The 16,937-nt window shown below is 69.9% G+C and carries 14 protein-coding genes and 1 pseudogene; 5 read left to right on the forward strand and 10 right to left on the reverse strand.

Annotation, left to right across the window (positions count from 1 at the left end; all coding sequences use genetic code 11):
- Nucleotides 1–317: 317 nt before the first annotated feature.
- The 4 genes from ACFYZS_RS03875 to ACFYZS_RS03890 form a co-directional block, all read right to left on the reverse strand.
- Entirely contained in the window at nt 318–713 is a 396-nt protein-coding gene (locus tag ACFYZS_RS03875) for a hypothetical protein (protein ID WP_389006446.1), read from the reverse strand.
- The gene (locus ACFYZS_RS03880; protein ID WP_389006448.1) at nt 710–2,812 is read right to left on the reverse strand and encodes a hypothetical protein; all 2,103 of its coding nucleotides are present in this window, start codon (nt 2,810–2,812) and stop codon (nt 710–712) included. Before ACFYZS_RS03880 ends, ACFYZS_RS03875 begins: the two co-directional genes overlap by 4 nt.
- Complete coding sequence (locus ACFYZS_RS03885) at nt 2,809–4,557, reverse strand: hypothetical protein (protein ID WP_389006450.1); 1,749 nt, start codon at nt 4,555–4,557, stop codon at nt 2,809–2,811. The genes ACFYZS_RS03880 and ACFYZS_RS03885 overlap by 4 nt, the downstream gene beginning before the upstream one ends.
- A gap of 74 nt (nt 4,558–4,631) precedes the next feature.
- Nucleotides 4,632–6,056, reverse strand: coding sequence for a site-specific integrase (locus tag ACFYZS_RS03890; protein ID WP_389006452.1), 1,425 nt, complete (start codon nt 6,054–6,056; stop codon nt 4,632–4,634).
- A gap of 136 nt (nt 6,057–6,192) precedes the next feature.
- Between ACFYZS_RS03890 and ACFYZS_RS03895 the strand changes: the two genes are divergently transcribed.
- Nucleotides 6,193–7,185, forward strand: a complete 993-nt coding sequence (locus tag ACFYZS_RS03895; protein WP_389006454.1) for a hypothetical protein — start codon at nt 6,193–6,195, stop codon at nt 7,183–7,185.
- A gap of 671 nt (nt 7,186–7,856) precedes the next feature.
- Here the strand turns inward: ACFYZS_RS03895 and ACFYZS_RS03900 are convergent.
- Complete coding sequence (locus ACFYZS_RS03900; RefSeq protein WP_389006456.1) at nt 7,857–8,465, reverse strand: TetR/AcrR family transcriptional regulator; 609 nt, start codon at nt 8,463–8,465, stop codon at nt 7,857–7,859.
- A 631-nt stretch (nt 8,466–9,096) separates the two neighbouring features.
- On the opposite strand from ACFYZS_RS03900, the gene ACFYZS_RS03905 reads away from it, so the two are divergent.
- Together ACFYZS_RS03905 and ACFYZS_RS03910 are read left to right on the forward strand one after the other, a co-directional pair.
- Nucleotides 9,097–9,489, forward strand: coding sequence for an ester cyclase (locus tag ACFYZS_RS03905; protein WP_389006458.1), 393 nt, complete (start codon nt 9,097–9,099; stop codon nt 9,487–9,489).
- An 84-nt stretch (nt 9,490–9,573) separates the two neighbouring features.
- A complete protein-coding gene (locus tag ACFYZS_RS03910) occupies nt 9,574–10,260 on the forward strand; it encodes an SDR family NAD(P)-dependent oxidoreductase (protein ID WP_389006460.1) in 687 nt (228 codons plus the stop codon).
- Nucleotides 10,261–10,482: 222 nt separating this feature from the next.
- On the opposite strand, the pseudogene ACFYZS_RS03915 reads toward ACFYZS_RS03910, so the two are convergent.
- Nucleotides 10,483–10,949: pseudogene (locus tag ACFYZS_RS03915) on the reverse strand (CGNR zinc finger domain-containing protein).
- 128 nt (nt 10,950–11,077) lie between these two features.
- Nucleotides 11,078–11,716 (reverse strand): TetR/AcrR family transcriptional regulator, encoded by a 639-nt coding sequence (locus tag ACFYZS_RS03920; RefSeq protein WP_389006462.1) that lies wholly within the window; start codon nt 11,714–11,716, stop codon nt 11,078–11,080.
- A 102-nt stretch (nt 11,717–11,818) separates the two neighbouring features.
- Here ACFYZS_RS03920 and ACFYZS_RS03925 point away from each other — a divergent pair, with 102 nt between their 5' ends.
- Both ACFYZS_RS03925 and ACFYZS_RS03930 read left to right on the forward strand, forming a co-directional pair.
- A complete protein-coding gene (locus ACFYZS_RS03925; protein WP_389006464.1) occupies nt 11,819–12,241 on the forward strand; it encodes a Dabb family protein in 423 nt (140 codons plus the stop codon).
- A gap of 115 nt (nt 12,242–12,356) precedes the next feature.
- Complete coding sequence (locus ACFYZS_RS03930) at nt 12,357–12,728, forward strand: nuclear transport factor 2 family protein (protein ID WP_389006466.1); 372 nt, start codon at nt 12,357–12,359, stop codon at nt 12,726–12,728.
- A gap of 686 nt (nt 12,729–13,414) precedes the next feature.
- Here the strand turns inward: ACFYZS_RS03930 and ACFYZS_RS03935 are convergent.
- From ACFYZS_RS03935 to ACFYZS_RS03945, 3 genes are all read right to left on the reverse strand, one after another.
- Complete coding sequence (locus tag ACFYZS_RS03935) at nt 13,415–14,950, reverse strand: hypothetical protein (RefSeq protein WP_389006468.1); 1,536 nt, start codon at nt 14,948–14,950, stop codon at nt 13,415–13,417.
- A gap of 350 nt (nt 14,951–15,300) precedes the next feature.
- Complete coding sequence (locus ACFYZS_RS03940) at nt 15,301–15,534, reverse strand: WD40 repeat domain-containing protein (RefSeq protein WP_389006470.1); 234 nt, start codon at nt 15,532–15,534, stop codon at nt 15,301–15,303.
- A 649-nt stretch (nt 15,535–16,183) separates the two neighbouring features.
- Complete coding sequence (locus ACFYZS_RS03945) at nt 16,184–16,651, reverse strand: lamin tail domain-containing protein (RefSeq protein WP_389006472.1); 468 nt, start codon at nt 16,649–16,651, stop codon at nt 16,184–16,186.
- Nucleotides 16,652–16,937 lie beyond the last annotated feature (286 nt).

Here is a 16,937-nt window from a genome sequence, read left to right on the forward strand (position 1 = left end):
ACTGCCGGGTGAGGTGTTCGGGCAGGTGCTGGAGGTGCGGGCGCGGGCGGCGGGACAGCCGGATCTGGCGGAAGCGACCAGACCACAGGTGACGTCCCCACCCACAACTCGGCCACCGGCGCGAATGCCGCAACCTGCGGCACCGGCAGACAATGAGCCGTCCTCATCCACGTCCATCCGGAAGTGGACCTTTGTGGTCGGTGCTGATGTTCGTCGCAACATCATCATCCACACCACCTCGGCCGTGGCGGCGGTGCGGGCCCGCCTGCTGGCAGCGCAGTGTGCAAGTCCCGGCGCAGACGCCATCGGGCAGCTCTTCAGACGTTGCCGCGCGCTGGAAGGGAGCGGACGACGGCCGAGGGCTGCCGCAGGGCATCGTTCTCGGTCGCCAGCTGCCGGATCATCTCCGCGTAGACCTCCACGGTGCGGCGCAACTCGGTGTTCTCTTGCCGCAGCCGTCGCACCGTTTGGGTGGCCGTCTCGTCGGCATCCGCCGGGCCGTCATCCGCAGCTGCTGCCGGCCGGGGGATACGGGGCTGGAAGTAGCCGGTGATCAGGTCGCTGTAGTGCCGGTAGAAGGTGGCGTGCGCGAGGCCGAGGTGCCGCTCGACCGCGGTGAGGGTGGGGCGGCGGCCGCGGGCTGCGGCGTCGGCGAGGACCGTGTCCATGGCGGCTCGGACGGTGTCGGTGTCGGGGAGGGCGGGGCGGTTCACGTCGGCTCCGGGCTGTGGCGGGAGAGGAAGGCGGTGGTCTGTTGGTGCTGCTCGGTCAGGCGGTGTCGGACGTATGGGGCGAGCAGGTCGCCGTGGGAGAGGGCGGTGTCGAGTTCGGCGGCGTGTGCGGTCAGGGCCGCCCGGTTGTCGGAGGTCAGGGCGGTGTTGCGGCAGGCGAGTGGCTGGCAGTCAGCCATCTCCGGACCGGTGGACTCGCCGTGCCGGGCACGGCACAGGGCGCGGTCTGGGTTGTAGACGCAGGTGACGAACGCACCCGGGTAGACCTTCGGGTCGTGCCGGGCCATGATCCGTTTCAGGCGGGCCTCGTCGGTGACGACGCGTCCTTCGAAGACCGTACGGGTGGCGAACGTGGCGATGCGCTGCTCTGCTTCCGCGGCGGCCGGCCCGGTCAGGGCGATGTGGCCCTCGTCGGCGGACAGGTCGGCGAGGAAGTGGCCGCGGGCCAGAGCCTGCTCGGCTTCGACTTCGTCGCGGAACCCGGATTCGCTGGTGCCCGCGTAGCCTTCGAACAGGTGGATGGACTGGTGGCGGTACTGCAGGGCGCCGGCGATGGCGCCGCCGGGGCGGCGCGCGATGAACCAGGCGAGGGTGCGGCGGAACTGCCGAGTGGTCAGGCGGAAGGGATGCCCGCCGACGTCCGGCACGACGTCGTGCCGCCCCCGGGCGGCAGCGTAGTCGTTGGTCCAGGCGACGAACGTGGCCAGGTGCTTGTTGGTGGTGTCGTACCCGGCGACGCGGTCGGCCAGCTCGGCGATCTGGTGCCGGGCGGCGCTGGGCAGCGGTGCGAACAGGAAGTCCCTTCCGGGCGGCTGTAGCTGCTCCAGGACGGCGACGGCGCGGGCCACGGGGGCGGTGACGACCCAGGCCGCCGGCACCCCTGCGGGCACCTCGCCCTTGAAAGCGAGGCTGTGCAGGCGGTGGCGGTAAACGCGGCCGGTGGGGTCGCGCTGGACGGCGACGCAGCCGCGGCGCAGGTGCTTGATCTCCGAGTCGCGCATCCCGGAGAGGTACGCCACCGTGATCCAGCAGGCGACCTGCAGCAGCTGCTGAAGCCGGGGCACCTCGTAGTAGGAGATGCGCGTCAGCCAGGGCGTGCCGTCCAGCACTGCCTGCGGGATGTGGTTGAGGTAGGAGTCGTCGGCCAGGCCCAGCTCGGCGGCGACGTGCTCGATGAGCTCCTTCTCAACCCGGCCGCTCAGCCGGCCCCGCCGGTATCCGAGCAGCCGGGCCAGGTAGCTGGCGTTCGGCACCCGGCGGCCGGCCGGCCCCAGGCCGAAGGAAGCCGGTGCGGTCGGAAGCGGCGCGCGGCGGGCGCGGTAGGTGTCCAGCAGTGCGGCAAGCACGGTCGGCGCGTGCGACCCAGCGGGTGGCCGGCTGTCCACGGCCGCCCGCTCGGCGCCGGCGGCCAGGACGTCGGTGGCGAAGTCGTCGACCCACCGCAGTGCCCACGTCAGCAGCGGCCCCATCACCTCCTCGGGGATGCGTTCGGTGCTGTTCTCCCCCCGGCGGTGGGAGCGCCTGGCGCGCTCCCACGCCTGCCAGCTGGGCAGTTGGTAGGGGTCGTGGTGAAGGTGCTCGCCGTCGAGGACATCGCGGTAGACCCACAGCATCCGCACGCACCGGCGGTGGAACGCGGTGGTACTGCCCGACATCCGTGCTGTGATCAGGTCCGCGTGGTAGTCCTCCAGGTCCTGCCGCGTCACCTCGGCCAGCGTGTGGTGCTGCCGCCGCTCCAGCCAGGTGAACAGGCGCTTGAGGTCGGTGAAGACGGTGCGGATACTGGCGATCGACAGCGGCGTCTCTCCCAGTGGTAGGTCGCCGGCCGCCAGCAGGACCTGGTGCAGGCGTTTGGCTGCGGGCCGGAACGCCGTCGGCAAGGCCGTGAAGTCGAGCCTGAGGGGCTTGGCGTCCGCGCGCAGCAGCGCGGGGCGAAGCGGCCACACGTCATCGGTGAACACCGCGGTCTGCTCCAGATCAGCCCCGGGGTGCAGCGGCCGACCCGCCAGCACGTAGACCGCGGTGCCCGCGGGCTCGGGCGCCGCCGCGGTGGCAGGGGCGGTGATCTTGCTGGTGATCATGGTGTCTCCTGGGGGCCGTCGAGCAGGTGCAGCGGCAGCGCGGCAGGCTTGGAGCGTGCTGCGGCCGCGCGCTGGCCGGCGGTGAAGCGGGGCAGGATGTGCGCGGTGACGATCTGCCACGTCGCGCCGTGCCGGGCAGCCCAGTCGTGCGCGTCGCGGCGGTCGAGGTCGCCCTGGAGGGCGTCGACGAGCGCCAGCAGCGTCGGCAGGTGGCGCTCCAGGACCAGGGCGTTGGGGCAGGCCAGGCAGGTCAAGAACGAGCTCGTGCAGCGGCCGCCGGCCGGGCTGTGCTCGATGTCCAGGCAGGATGCCACCAGCGTGTCCAGTTGGCCGGACTCGGCATCCTCCCGCACCCGCTCCGGCAGGGCGGCTGCCTCTGCCGCCCCGACCCGGGCGACGGCCTGCCGCGCGGCGGTCTCGGCGTCGGCGATCGCCTCGGTCAGCACGTCCGCGGCCCACTCGGTCGTAAAGGGGTCCCCGCGCAGGTAGTGGGCGAACGAGGTCTGCGCGGTGTTCGTCAGCCGCACCGAGGGCAGGTGCCCGCCGGCCTGCTTGGCGGTCCGGATCTCCACCGTCCGCTTCATGCGCGTCAACCGCAGCTGAAGCGGCCCGCCGCCGTCGTCGGTCAAGCCGTGCCGCTCCGCCCAGGCGCCCAGGCGCAGCTTGCGGGCCAGCTCGGCGTCGAACGGGCCCACGTGGCCGCCGCTGCCGGCGTGCAGGACCGCGCCCCGGCCGTTCCCGGCCCAGATCGACCACAGCGACCCCGTCCCCGACAAGGCCCGGCTGCGGGCCATCAGCCGGTGCAGCAGCAGGTAGAACGAGCCGGCCGAGCCCAGCTGCCGGGCCGGGTCCTGGCTCACGCTCCAGTGCACCTGCGTGAAGGTGTTGGTCTTCCCACGGCGGCGCTTGGTCAGCGTCAGCGCCACCGCCGCCCCTTCCAGCACCTCGTGCTCGGCGGGCAGTTCCTTGAGGGTCTCGGGGTTCCTCCCGGTCAGCCCGGCCGCGTAGACCATCAGCGGGGCCAGGTCGTCGTCCACGACGAACAGCTGCCGCGCCTGCTCGTACATCGCCCGCGGATACTGGCCGACGGCAAGGCCGCGGTAGTCGACCTGAGGTCGGCCGCAGGCCGCCATCACCTCCAGCCGGGCCCCCTGCTCCCGCGCCGCCTCATCGAGTCCGCACGGGTCCGTCCGGTAGCGCGCCAGCAACTCCTCTCCAGCCGCCAGCCGGTCGCGGATCGCGGCCACGTCCCGGCGCGCGGCAGCCATCACCGCCTGGAACTCACCGTCGGAGTAGCCCGGCAGCGCTGTGGACTGCGCGTCCGCCCCGTGCCGGCGCTGGGCCATGTACTCGACGAGGTCAGCCCCGAGCCGGTCCTGGCCAGGCAGAGCCCGCAACAGCCGCAGCAGCTCCTGCACCTGCCTGGCCGCGGTCACCGGCGAACAGGTCTCCAGGCACTTCATCCAGTACCGCTCCACATGCCGCGCGGCCAGCTCCTCCACCCGGCACGGCGGAGCCGCGAGCCCTTCGAGCACCGTGAAGAACCGGCGGATCGACTGCCACTGCCCCATCGCGGCGCGCTGTGTCCGCCGCCCGCCGCCGGGGCCGACCCTCGCCGCCAGCGCCGCGGCGAACCCCTGGTGCAGCCGCGGCAGCGGCAGCTCCGCGAAGCGGAAATCCCGCGACCGGCCGTCCTCGCCGACGAAGTGCACCACCGGACTGCCCCCGGCCTCGGGCAGCTCCACCGCCGGCGGCCGATCGTAGAAGCCGCCGGGAACCGCCGCCGCCCGACCGCGCCCCGCCCGCACGCCCGCCCCGCTCACGCGGCAACCCCGCCCGGCCCGGCCCAGCCGTCCGCGCTGTACCCGGCCGGCTCCCACGAGTCCTCGGGCACCAACTCCAGCCGAGTGCGCATCTCCAGCTCCTGCAAGGTGTGCAGGTAGATCGCGGTGGTGGTCACCGACCGGTGCCCCATCCGAATCCGCACCCAGTTCAGCGGGTCACCGAACACCCGCTGATACGTCAGCCGCTGCTCACCGTTCATCTCGCCCAGCGCCTGCACGTGCCCGCGCCACAGCAGCTCCAACGTGATCACCGCGAACGAGTGCCGCAGCCCGTGCGGACTCGTCCGCACCCGCACGCCGGCCGCCGCGCAGCGCGCGTTGGCATCGGCGAAGACCTGCTTCCAGCCCGAGACCGACATCGGCAGCCCCCACTGGTTCAGCCACACCATCGCCGGCTCAAAGCCCTGATCACCTGCTACCAGCAACCGGCGCCGCTCGGCCGAGTCCAGTCGCGCTACCGGCACCCACCGCCCGCCGAGGCGCACCCGCGGCCGCGCTGGGTCCTCCACCACCAGGGAGCGCCGCGTCGGCGTGTAGAAGCCGCGGGCGCGTCCGTACTCGATCGCCTCCCGCCGGTCCCACTCCAGGTACTCGTGCAGGTCCCGCAGCACCGACACCGGCAGGTACACCGCCCGCCCCGACAACCCCTTGGAGATCGCGTCGGGCAGGACGGTGCGGGCGTTCACGATGCCCGACGCCGCCGGCGGCACGGGCGGGATCTCGAAGAGCGTCAGCGCGGACTGCTCGCCCAGCCGCAGGCCCGAGCGAACCATCGTGTCGGTGTACGCCGCGTTCCTCGATGCCCACCGCCCCCGGAACCCCGCGTTCGGCAGACCGTCCGGCCCGTACCCGCGAAGCCCCACATCCCGCCACATCCGGTAAGACCCCGGCGGCAGCCACCGCACCTCCCGCCGCGGCCCCGCCTTCGACGCCTCCGCCGGCACCAGCCGCCCACCTCCCCCGGCCGCGCCCGACCACGGCGACCAGGCCGCGGCAGCGCGCTGTCGGATCGGGTTGCCCCGCACCAGGTCCTGCGAGACCGCCCACACGTAGAACTGGTTGACGGTGGCGACCTCCCGATCCCAGCTGCTGTCCTCCACCTGCGGGCCGCGCTCGTCCCGCCGGCGCCACCACTCGTACGCCGCCCGGTCCTCCGCCGTCGCGTCCCGCCACCCACACTGCCCGCGCGCCGACCACAGGAAGTCGAAGAACGTCCGCAGGTCACGGGCGTGAGCCGCCTGGGTGTTCCACGGCGACGGCGCCAGCCATACCGAGAAGTACCGGTTCAAGCCGACGTCGAACTCCCCGCCCGGGCCAATCAGGTACGGCTGCCCGTCGGGTACGCCGCGTTCCTCCAGACGCTCGTCCAGCTCGGAGAACTGATCCTTGAACTCCCTCATCAGGGGAGTCATTTCGCGGGGCCACCGCGTTTCACGGCGGGTGAAATAGACCCGCCACCTCAAGATCGACACGACGTCGGACAGTACGCGCGGACAGATCAACAGCGCATAACAGAAGTCGGACGGGGACCGAGCGGTGCACGATCGTCTGCTCGGCCTCTTCGTCGAAGCGGCCGTCGCGAGCCATCCGGCGCCTCGCGGCGCGCTGTACTCTGCCGACCAGACGCGTATGTGGCTACGGACCCTGGCCCTCTACCTGCACCGCAATGAGGCCGAAGGCCGCTCGGTGCGGGGCCGTCGGCTGTCCGGCACCGATCTGGTCCCGCACGCCCTCTGGCCTCTTGCCGGGACGTACCTGCCGCGCGTCGTGCACTGCCTCGTCCTGGTACCGGTCTGGGTGATCCTGCCTTGGCTTGCCGTGCGCTTCTGGACGATGCTCTACAGCGGCCTGGCGGGCCAGATTGCGGTTTTCGTATGCATCGAACTGCTGGCGGTGTGGGCGACCGAGGCATGGCAGGCGTGGCCGACGATGGAGCGGGCCCTGCCGAGGAATCTCTTCTCCCGCAGCGGGGCCCGCGGTCTGCGGTTCGGCTGCGGCTGGGGCCTGACGCTCGGCGCCGTCGTCGGCATGCTGGTCGGCCTCGTGCTGGAGCTGGGGCTGGCGTTCTCCCTCGGGGCCGCCCTTTGGACAGCCCTTTTTCTGACGATGTGGCTGGGCCCGGGGGCGATGAGGCTCGAGGATCCGCAGGTGGCGGACATCACGGACCCACGACACTTCCTGCGCGCCGATGTCGTAAGCACCCTCGGCCGCGGCGTCATGGCTGGGCTCGTCATGGCACCAGCCGTCGTCTTCGTCGTCGCGCCGGGCATCGGGGTCCCGCCTTCTGCCGCACTCGCCTGGCAACTGGGGGTGACGCTGGCGTTCGCCTTGGTGGCGGCGTCCAGTGCATACCGCTATCTCGCGTTGCTGCTGTGCACGCGCCGTGGAAGCCGTCGCTTGCCGTGGCGGCTCACTGCATTCCTCACTTGGGCCGAGTCGGCAGGTTTGCTCCGAGTCGCCGGTATTACCTACCAGTTCCGGCACCGTGAGCTGCAGGACTGGCTCGTCGATCCCGCGCACCATCCATAGCATCGGGCCGACTCCACGCGGGGGGGGCGGCTGATCACTCACGCTGGTTGAAGGCTCTGGTCAACGGACGGTTGACTTCCCGGGCTGCTTCCAGGCCAGCCTCGCGTTCTTCCAAGGCGGTGGCCAGTTCGACAGTGCCCTGTTCGAGCCTGGTGATCGTCCGCTGGAGCTCCTCGGTGTCGGCAGGGGTGCCCAGACCGCTACAGGGACGACCTCAAGATCGTCGTCGAGAACCGTCCAGTACCGCTGTCCGGACGGAATCGCCACGGGGAAATGCCCGCACGGATCCAGGGGCACCTCCTCCGGGGCGGGCTGGCGCTCGAACGTCGCGGTGAAATGTGAGGGTACCGGCTCGGCACAGGCCGGGCTTGGCACCGCTCACGGAGTGCTGATCAATCTTCGATAGCACTGACCGACCAATGATCAAAGTCTTCTTCCGATCCGTGGTCCGCACCCGAGCCGTGCGCAATCCAGGCAGCCGACGAATAGCCGGCCCGAGTCGTACCCGATCCCACGAGTTCCCTCTCACAGGTCGAGCGGCGGGGCCGTCCGTGCGCTCGCGACGGCCGCGTTTCGCTCCTCGTCGGCGGCCTCCGGGACACGGAGGGGTCGCCTTGCGCTGGGCAGGTCGGGGAGCTGGAGGAGGTACCGGCCCAACTCCGGGGCGTGCCTCAGACGAGTGGCCAGTTGCGCAGTGCGGCGTCGGCCATGTTGCGGAGTTCTTCGCGGTCGACGCCACTCGCGGCTTGCACGGCGATGCCGTAGGCGAAGGTGGTGAGGTAGCGGGCCAGTAGCCCTGGATCGGTCTGTGGGGGCAGATCGCCCTCGTGGACGGCGCGCTGGAACCGCTCCTGGATGCAGCGGTAGCCGTCGTTGCGCCAGGCGACGAGGAGGTCACGGATTTCCTGTCCGGAGCTGCTGGTGGTCAGGGCGCCGTGGACGCCAAGACAGCCACGTGGATGGGCCGGGCGGGTGGTGGTTCGAACGGTGCCGGCCAGGATTGCGGTGGCGACGTGGAAAGCGGTCGGCTCCTCCAGGGCTCGGGCGAGGTATGCGCTCGGGCCTTCGGTGTAGCGCTCCAGGACCTTGCGGAACAGCTTCTCCTTGTTACCGAAGGCCGCGTACATGCTGGTGGTGGAGATGCCCATCGCGCTAGTCAGTATCGCCGTGCTGGCTCCCTCGTAGCCGTGCTCCCAGAAAACGAGCATGGCGCGCTCCAGAGCTTCATCGGCGTCGAATCCTCGGGGGCGGCCGATGAGGCCGCTCTGTTGCTTCTCCACCTTCCCAGCCTACCCCTTTCCGCAGCGATCGCTGCGGAAGTGCTACGTTCAGCTTCCGCAGCGATCGCTACAGAAGCTGGAGGGGTGGGATTGTGCAAGGGGGAAGACCGCTCGCGTCACCGGGGGCAGCACTGGCAGCGCCTCCGTCTCCTCGCTCGCGCCGCTGGAGCCGGTCATCGGTCCAGCGGCGAGGCTTCACTCTCGGAACGGGTCTTTCAACGTGGACACCGCGATGAGTCGCTCGCTGTGGACATACCACTCAAGCGGCCACCCGATCGTCCTCTCGGACCTGGGTTGACGAATGGAAAACGCGCGACATCCGGGCCAACAGCGTCCCGCCAAGCCCGACCGGCCCCCGCAGCCTCGGGGCCCCTGGCGACGGCGCGGATTCTTGGCCTCGGGCGGATCGCCCGTGCGGCACTGGCAAACGCCCATGCCTGCAAACCGCATCAGGGCTCCCGCTCCATAACCGTCACCCCTCGTGTGACGAGTCCAGCTCATCGGCCGAGAAGCTTTCGTCAGCGCACATCCGCTTCAGCAACGGTCGACACGGCAAGCCGTGAGGGCGTCGCATCTCACCAGCACCCCGTTGCAGTTCCACTCCGGAGCCGCCTCGCAGAAGGGTCACCTCGTGTCCGACAGAGATCTGCGCGCTTTCTACATGCGCTACCTCCAGGCGCTCAACGCCCACGAATTCGACGGCATGGAGGAGTTCATCGACGACCGGACCACCCTGAACGGTGAGCCGGCTACCCGGGAGGACCTCATCTCGGTTCAGAAACACGACGTGGACGCGGTTCCGGACCTCCACTGGGAGCTCAAGGAGCTCCTCTTCGACGGCGACCGACTGGCCGCACGACTCGTCAACACAGGCACCCCGGTAAAGGAATGGCTCGGCGTCTCTCCTACCGGCGCCTCGTTCGAGATCACCGAGTACGCCATCTACCAAGTCCGCAACGGACGCTTCGTCCACATGACGGCCCTACACGACGCGGGCGAACTTCTGCGGCAACTGATCCGCTGAGTTCCGGATCAGCGCCAGCAACTCCCAGAACGGTCACAACATCGCTGACGGCCCAGCCGGGCCACATGACTCCTAGGGGTACGCATGACCATCACTCTGATCACCGGGGCCAACAAGGGCATCGGTTTCGAGACAGCCAGACAGCTCCTTGCGCTGGGTCACGTCGTCTACATCGGCGCACGTGACGTCGAGCGGGGCGAGAAGGCCGCGGCCTCGCTTGGCGCACGATTCGTCCAGCTCGACGTGACCGACGACGCATCAGTGAGCAGTGCTCTGGCGACTGTCGAAGCGGCCGAGGGCCGACTCGACGTCCTGGTGAACAACGCGGGCATCCTCGGGCAGGGAATCACCGACGGCCCCACGGCCCTTCAGGCCTTCGACACCAACGCGGTGGGAATCGTGCGTGTCACGGAAGCAGCGCTTCCCCTGCTTCGCAAGTCCTCGAACCCCACCGTGGTCACCGTATCCAGCAGCGCCGGATCCTTCTGGGCAGTGACCAATCCGGAGCGACCCGAGTTCGACTTGCCGCTTGCGCTCTACTCCGCTTCCAAGTCCGCAGCGACCATGCTGACGGTCCAGTACGCCAAGTCCCAGCCGGGCATCAAGTTCAATGCAGTCGAGCCCGGCACCACCGCGACCGACATGACCGCGGCATTCGGAATCGGAAGAACCCCGGAGCAGAGTGCCAGGGTCGTCGTGCGCCTTGCCACCCTCGATGCTGACGGACCGACGGGAACGTTCCAGGACGAGAACGGCGAAGTGCCCTGGTAGCCGTGTGGGAGCAGGCGGGGTGGCACTCCTTGACTGCCCCGCCTGCTCCCACCGAGCCCTCCATGCGCCAAAGCGTCGGTGAAAGTCCGTGGCACTGTCCACGCCAACCCAGCCATTCGCGCAAACGCAACGACTCGAGTGCGGAGGTGTGTTCACCTCTTCGGGATTCGCAGACGGGTGATCACGCTCGGAGCACCGTCGGAGGCCGTGAGGGGAACGATCTCAGTGGGTGCGTTCGTAGTGGCGGCGTGCTTTTTCGCGGTTGCCACAGACGCCATCGAGCACCAGCGGGCGCGGTTGGCGCGGCTGCGGTCCAGGAGGAACAGCCGGCACTCGGCGTGGGCGCAGGGGCGGAGCCGGCCGGGCAGTTGCTTCTCGGTGGCGGCCCAGGCGAGTACCGCCTCGACGGCCAATCGGGCGTTCGGAGGAGTCTTGAGGGTCCAGCGAAGACCGTCCGAAGTGACCTCCGGGGTCTGGTGGACCCCTTCGAGCAGCGGGCTCAGCGCGTCGGCCGAGCGCTCTCCGCGCACTATGTCCTGGAGGATGTCCCTCGTCTCGCGCAGCAGGGCGAGTTCCGCGAGGCTGCCTTCACCGCCGCGTTCCCGCGCCCAGCGTCTGCCTCAGCCCGGGCCGCCGAGTGCATCCTGCTCCTCGCCGTTGACCAGTGGCCGGCTGTTGATCAGGTCCAGTCGTCCGAGAACACGAGTGACATCCTGACGCCCGGCAAGCCCCGCCCGGGTGATTGGCGGTGTTCGTGCTGGCGGGCTTCTGTCGGGGTACGTGCTCACGCGCCGCGGGTGGGCGGCACCAAGATCGGTCAGACGGAGGATCCAGGGAGACGCGTCGCTGCCAGCGCAGCGATCGTCCCGTCGGTCAGACGCTGGATCGCGGGGCGGTCCAGCTCCTCCCGCCGCACGAGGACACGAAAGTAGAGCGTGCCGATCATATGGTCGAGCGCGAGATCCAGGTCGCAGTCGGCAGGGAGTTCGGCCCGCTCGATCGCCCGGCGGAGTACGCCCTCGGCTTGGGCGCGCCGCGGCGCCTCGACCGTTTCACGAAGGGTCGCGGCCAGAGCGTCGTCCCTGCCCGCTTCGGACAGGATCGCGGGAATGATGCGGGCGGCCAGCGGGTGACGCATGCCGTCGTAGGTGGCGGTGAAGAACGCGACCAGGTCGCCGCGCAGCGAGCCGGTGTCCGGCATGTCGACTGCGCCTGTTGCGACTTGCGCAATCATCGCGGCCATCATGTCGGCCTTGCTCGGCCACCTCCGATAGACGGCGGCCTTACTGACCGCCGCGCGTTTCACGATCGAGTCCACCGACAAGCGTCCGTAGCCGACGGCGGCCAGCTCTTCGAAGAAGGCGGCCTGGATCGCGGTGGTGGTGCGGTCGTCGAGGCGGGGCCCGCGCCGACCGCGTCGAGCACCGCCCTCGCCCGGGTTCAGCGGTGTGGTCACCGGCTTCACCCTACCCGAGACGGAACGGTTGCGTCTCGGGTGAGATCGCTGCTAAAAATACCCAAGACGAGACGGTACCGTACCGAGTTTTGAGGAGAAGCTGTGATCTTCCACATCAACCGCTTGACGCCCAAGCCCGACCTGGGCGAGGAGCAGGTCGAGGCCTGCCTCGACCTGCTGCGCCAGGTCGGCGAGACCTGCCCCGCCGTGAAGTCGTACGTGGTCGGCCCGCACCCCGCCGAGGGCTTCGCGTACGGAGCCGTGTTCGTGATCGAAGACCTCGACGGCTACTACGCGTACCTGAACCATCCGGCGCATGTCCGCCTTGAACTGGAAGGCATTGGACTTCTCGCGCGGTTCGAGGCCTTCGACATCACGGACTCCGCCGACCCGGAGATCAAAGCGAAGATCGAGCAGGTACAGGCGCGCCATTTCGCCGAACACCCCGAGATCGCCGCACTCGTGGCACAGGCCGCCTCCTTCACCAGGCCCGGCGGCGGAGGCACAGCGGCCCCGTCGTCCTGAGCCGCGCCATCCTGCCGGGCGCTCCCCAGCCACATCCCTGACGAGGCGCCAGGCGTGGAGCGCAGATTCAGACCCGCGCCCAGCGCGCTGTAACCCGCAAGACCAGGAGCTCGCGATGAACACGAACGACCCGATCGACCGGCTCAAGGATGCGATCAACTCCCACGACCCTCAGCAGGTCGCTGACTGCTTCACCACCACCTACCGGTCCGAGACCCCGCATCGGCCGCAAGACGGCTTCACCGGCAATGACCGGGTGCTCATGAACTGGACCGCCATCTTCGGTCAGCTGCCCGACATCCGGGCCGAGGTTCTGCGCCGCGCCACGGCCGATGGCGAACTCTGGTCGGAATGGGAGATGGTCGGCACAGCCACGGACGGCACCCAGGCCGTCATGCGCGGGCCCGTCATCATGACGACCCGCGACGGACGCATCGACTGGACACGCTTCTATCTCAGCCCCGTCGCGGCCAACGTCAATCGATGAGCTGACCCGAGGGCCTGACATTCGGACCGAGCCGACCGCCGGGCGACTCCAACCGCGGCCGCCCCCTGCACGACGGGGCGAACCACCCCTGGACCTCGTCAATGGCTAGCAGCCTGCGCTGTCCGGGGGACCGGCTCCAGAATGCCGGTCCCCCGGACAACCGCTCTACAAAGCCCTCCGAGCACCGCCCGACACCCACGGGAGCGGCGGCGTGCGGATCCTGATGCTCGACCTTCACGGTGTGGATGGCCGGCAGCACGGAAAGTGCCGGAGAAGTCCGGCACTTCGCCGCATCACACCATGAACACCCCGCTACACCTGGGGGTGCGGGGTGGTCTCGGCGGAGCGGCGCCGGCTGCTGGTGGCTCCCCCGGGTGGCGGGTGGGAGCCGGCGATGGTGTGGCTGAACCAGCGGGGGGTCTGCCGATGTCGGTGTCGGGGTGGAAGCGGGTATTCGCCGACTCCAGCGCTCGCTGTGCCGCGCGCGGGGTGGATCTGCGGGCGACGCCGAGGGCGCACGCAGGAGAACCTGAGCCGGCTACGGCGGGAGAACACCGACCTGCGCCGCACCCTGGCCCTGTACGAGGAAACCATCCCCCAGCTCGCCCTCGAAAACGACGCTCTCAGGCAGCAGGACACGCTCATCGCGCTGCCCACCGGCCGACACCCGTAGAAGAGGGCGATTCTCAGGCGGGCCGGGGTGCTGCAAGCGTCTGCGCAGCCTCTGCGGCTTGGCGCAGATTCTCGGTGGGGTGAGCAAGACCGTCGAGCATGGCTATCCCCGACCGGAGTGCTGCCTGGGCCACCTCGTTTAGACCGAGCGGCACAGCGGCCTCTGTGATGAGGAAGTGTTCCTCGGTGACCCTCACCCCCAGGCCGAGCTCCCGCCAAGTGAAGGTCTGGCAGGACGGTTTCGTTAGATCAAGATCGAGCGCCAGCTGATGGGTAGGCGGCGGTGGCGGCGGGCCGTCAAGCAGCGTGACCGCCCGTTGAAGGGAGTGCCAGGCTGCCTCTACCTCGCCGTGGCGGCGTTGCAAAGAGGCGAGGTCGATGAGGGCCGCGCCGCGCTTGTCGGCGTCGTCCTGCAGAGACGCGTACAGGCTGCGTGCCCGGATCGCCTGCCCGAGATCCCCCAGGGCTTTGAGCTCGTTGGCGAGAGACCCGAGCAGCGCCCCATCACGCGGGCCTGTGTCGTCGAGGATGCGTATGAGCGCGGCGCGGGCCAGTTCGGTCTGCCCCTGGCGGCGAGCCAGTGCCGTCCAGGTGAGGTCGTATTCGTCGTGGGGATCCTGGCCGCAGTTCGACTCATCCCAGTCGGCCGCCCACTGAGTGAGGGCTCGTGCGGAATCGGGGAAACCGCCGAGCAGGAAGTGGAAATCGGGGTCGGACTCCCGCAGAGACCGGAGCAGAGCGTGGTCCTGCGTCTCACCGTGCAGGGCGACCAAGACCGCGGCGAGTCGGAGTTCTTCGGTGGGGCCGCGGCGGACTTCCTGTCGCAGGAGTATGCGAAGAAGCTGCAGGTCGGCCGGCTGCCGGTCGTACTGGGCTGCGCGCAGGACGGTGGCCCGCCGTACCGGATCGCCCGCTATCGCGTCCCAGCAGGTGCGGTCCGCCCGCATCCGGGCCAGGTCGGCCCGGCCGGGAGCGAGGACCGCCTGCCAGAGCGGCGGGCGCCGAAGACGGTCGAGCAACGCGTACGCGCAGCCTTCGTCCGCGTTCAGCAGCAGGAACTCCGGCTCGGTCCGCAGAAGGGATTCCTGGAGCGTGCGCAGCAGCTCCCTCCTGGAGAGCTCGCGCAGACCCAACCCGCTGAGCAGCATGCTGCGATCGGCGTCCAGCTCAGGGGCGTAAGAGTCCCGAATCTCGTCTTCGGTCCGCTTGAACACTGTCTCCAGCACCTCGTCATCGGCCGCGAGGTCGAGCTTGGTGTAGTCGTGCCAGCCCGGCAGACCGAAGAGAATCTCCAGAGCCTCGTCCATGCTGGCGCCGATGAGGCCCGCTTCGCCCTCGGAGCTCGCGTACAGCACAGCCCCGTCCGCACATGTGAAATAGGTTCCGCCGGTGTCGTCGCCCGCCACGGCCCTCAGCGGCGCTCCGCTCGCCAAACGGACCTCTTCCACGTGCTCGACCCGGTCAAGATCAAAATCAAAGGATCCCGCAGCCAGCCTCACCAGATCAGGATTCCGGCGCAGGACAGCAAGTACGTGGTCGGGGCGTGTCATGGCCGGACCGTAACAGCCGCCGCTGACAGCAGATCGTGCACGGTCTCAATAGCGGAGGATCTACTCAGCGAGACCGGCCGGACACCGGACACCACAAAACCCTGTCCATAACTTGAGTTCGAACCTCCAGCCCGGGCCGGACGGCAGCACGGGCACGGCTTGAGCAAGCGCGAGAACGGGCGGTTACTCCACCCGGCCAGGCTCCGCCGCCGCCAACCAGGTCGCGCGCCGAACTGCGCAGGTTGGCCGCGATCGGCAGGGCCCGGTGGTCGCCGCTGATCCCGGCCGCACGATGGTCCCGATGTGGTGGAGCGCCGACCGGACTGTGTCCAAGAACCCGAGCACGGGGCTCACCCTTGCGGCGGTCCGGCCCCGTCCACCCACCACAGCCGCACGGTCCGGTCGTCAGACCCGCTGGCGAGGGTCCGCCCGTCGGGGCTGAACTCCAGGTCGTTGATGGGACCGGTGTGCTCGTACAGCACGGGCCCGGCGGGGCTTGCGTCCGCGACGTTCCACAGGCGCAGCTGGTATGCGCGTGTACCGGCCGTGGTGGCCGGCGTCCGTCCGTCCCGGGAGTACGACACCCGGAATCGCGCTCGGTTGCATCAATCGCCTCTGCCCCCGCCGCAAATCCGGCGGATCCCGGGTCACCGCGCTGCGCGCCGTCGTCGACGACCTTGTCACCGCTGACTTGGAGGCGGCAGCTACCGCTCCCGGTCCGTGTCCGCCCCCGCCTCCTCCCCCGGCGGCCGCGCAGCGGCGTCCGTTGGCAGTGCGGCGGCGTCTGGCGGCGGTTTCTCGGCCCACGACAAGTGCTGGCCGCCCGTACGCCAGGCACCGGCCAGCACCGCCACCCCAGCCGCAACCCCCAACACCACGCCCGCCCTCCCGTACCCGGCCCAGTCCGCCCACCACCCGGCCACACCGAGCAGCACCCCCGCCAGCACACTGCATCCCACCCTGCGCCGCCTGCGCACCATCACCCCCTTCACCAGCGCTGCTCCCTCACACGCGACACCTGGATCACCCCGGTCCGACACCACACCCCGCCCGACCGGGCCCCATCTTGGCCGCGGGAAGACTCCGCGGCGCTCACGCGTCCTGTGGTCAGGCCCCGGGCCGGGTGCGTGACCGGGACGGGCGGGCCGGCCAGTCGCCAGTTTCCCGCCAGGGCGGGCCGAGCATCGGGGGCCGCCCGCCGTCCAGGCGGCCCCCGGCAATCGGCCCCGCAGGTCAGTGGTGGCGACGGCCCCAGGACTCGGTGTCGACCGTGCGGCCGCGGTCATCGCGCAGCGTGGCGGTGTCGCCCTGGTTGCCCCAGATGTAGTCGCGGCTGTTCTGGAAGAGGTCGGTGCGGGTGTTGTGGCCGGTTCCGGTGTGGATGCGGATGGTGGCGCGGCCGTTGATGCGGACGTTGTCGAAGCGGTAGCGGTTGCCGTCGCTGTCGCGCAGGGTCCAGCCGCGCAGGTTGACGGCGTCGCGGGTGGTGTTGGTGATCTCGACCCACTCGTTGTTCAGGGAGCGGTTCGAACGATCGTCGCGTCCGGGGCTGTCGGCCTGGACCCGGCTGATCTCCACCCGCGGCCGCTGCTGGTGGTGACCGTCCTGCGCGGCGGCCGGCAGCGCGGCCGCACCGACCAACGCCCCGGCGGCCAGAACGGTGGCGGTGATACGACGGACGGAGGAAGAAACAGACGACATGGGTGACGCTCCCTCAAGAACAGCACTCCACCAGCCGAAACAAGCCGGTAGGGGCGGTGCGGGTTCCCGACCCGGATGAGCCGAGGGCCACACTCTCGACCCGGCACGACCCGCTGCGCAGCCCCCGCCCGACACCAGTTACCGGACACGGACATACCCGTCACACTCACCTGCACACCGCATACATCCCGTGCGGCCGTGCCCCTGACATCCGTTGACCGCTACACCCACCAGCCCCGCAAACCGGGCACCGAGGTCGGTGCGCTCCGGCGCACCACCGGGCACA

The sequence above is a fragment of the Streptomyces sp. NPDC001903 genome, assembly GCF_042891345.1.
Classification (GTDB): domain Bacteria; phylum Actinomycetota; class Actinomycetes; order Streptomycetales; family Streptomycetaceae; genus Streptomyces.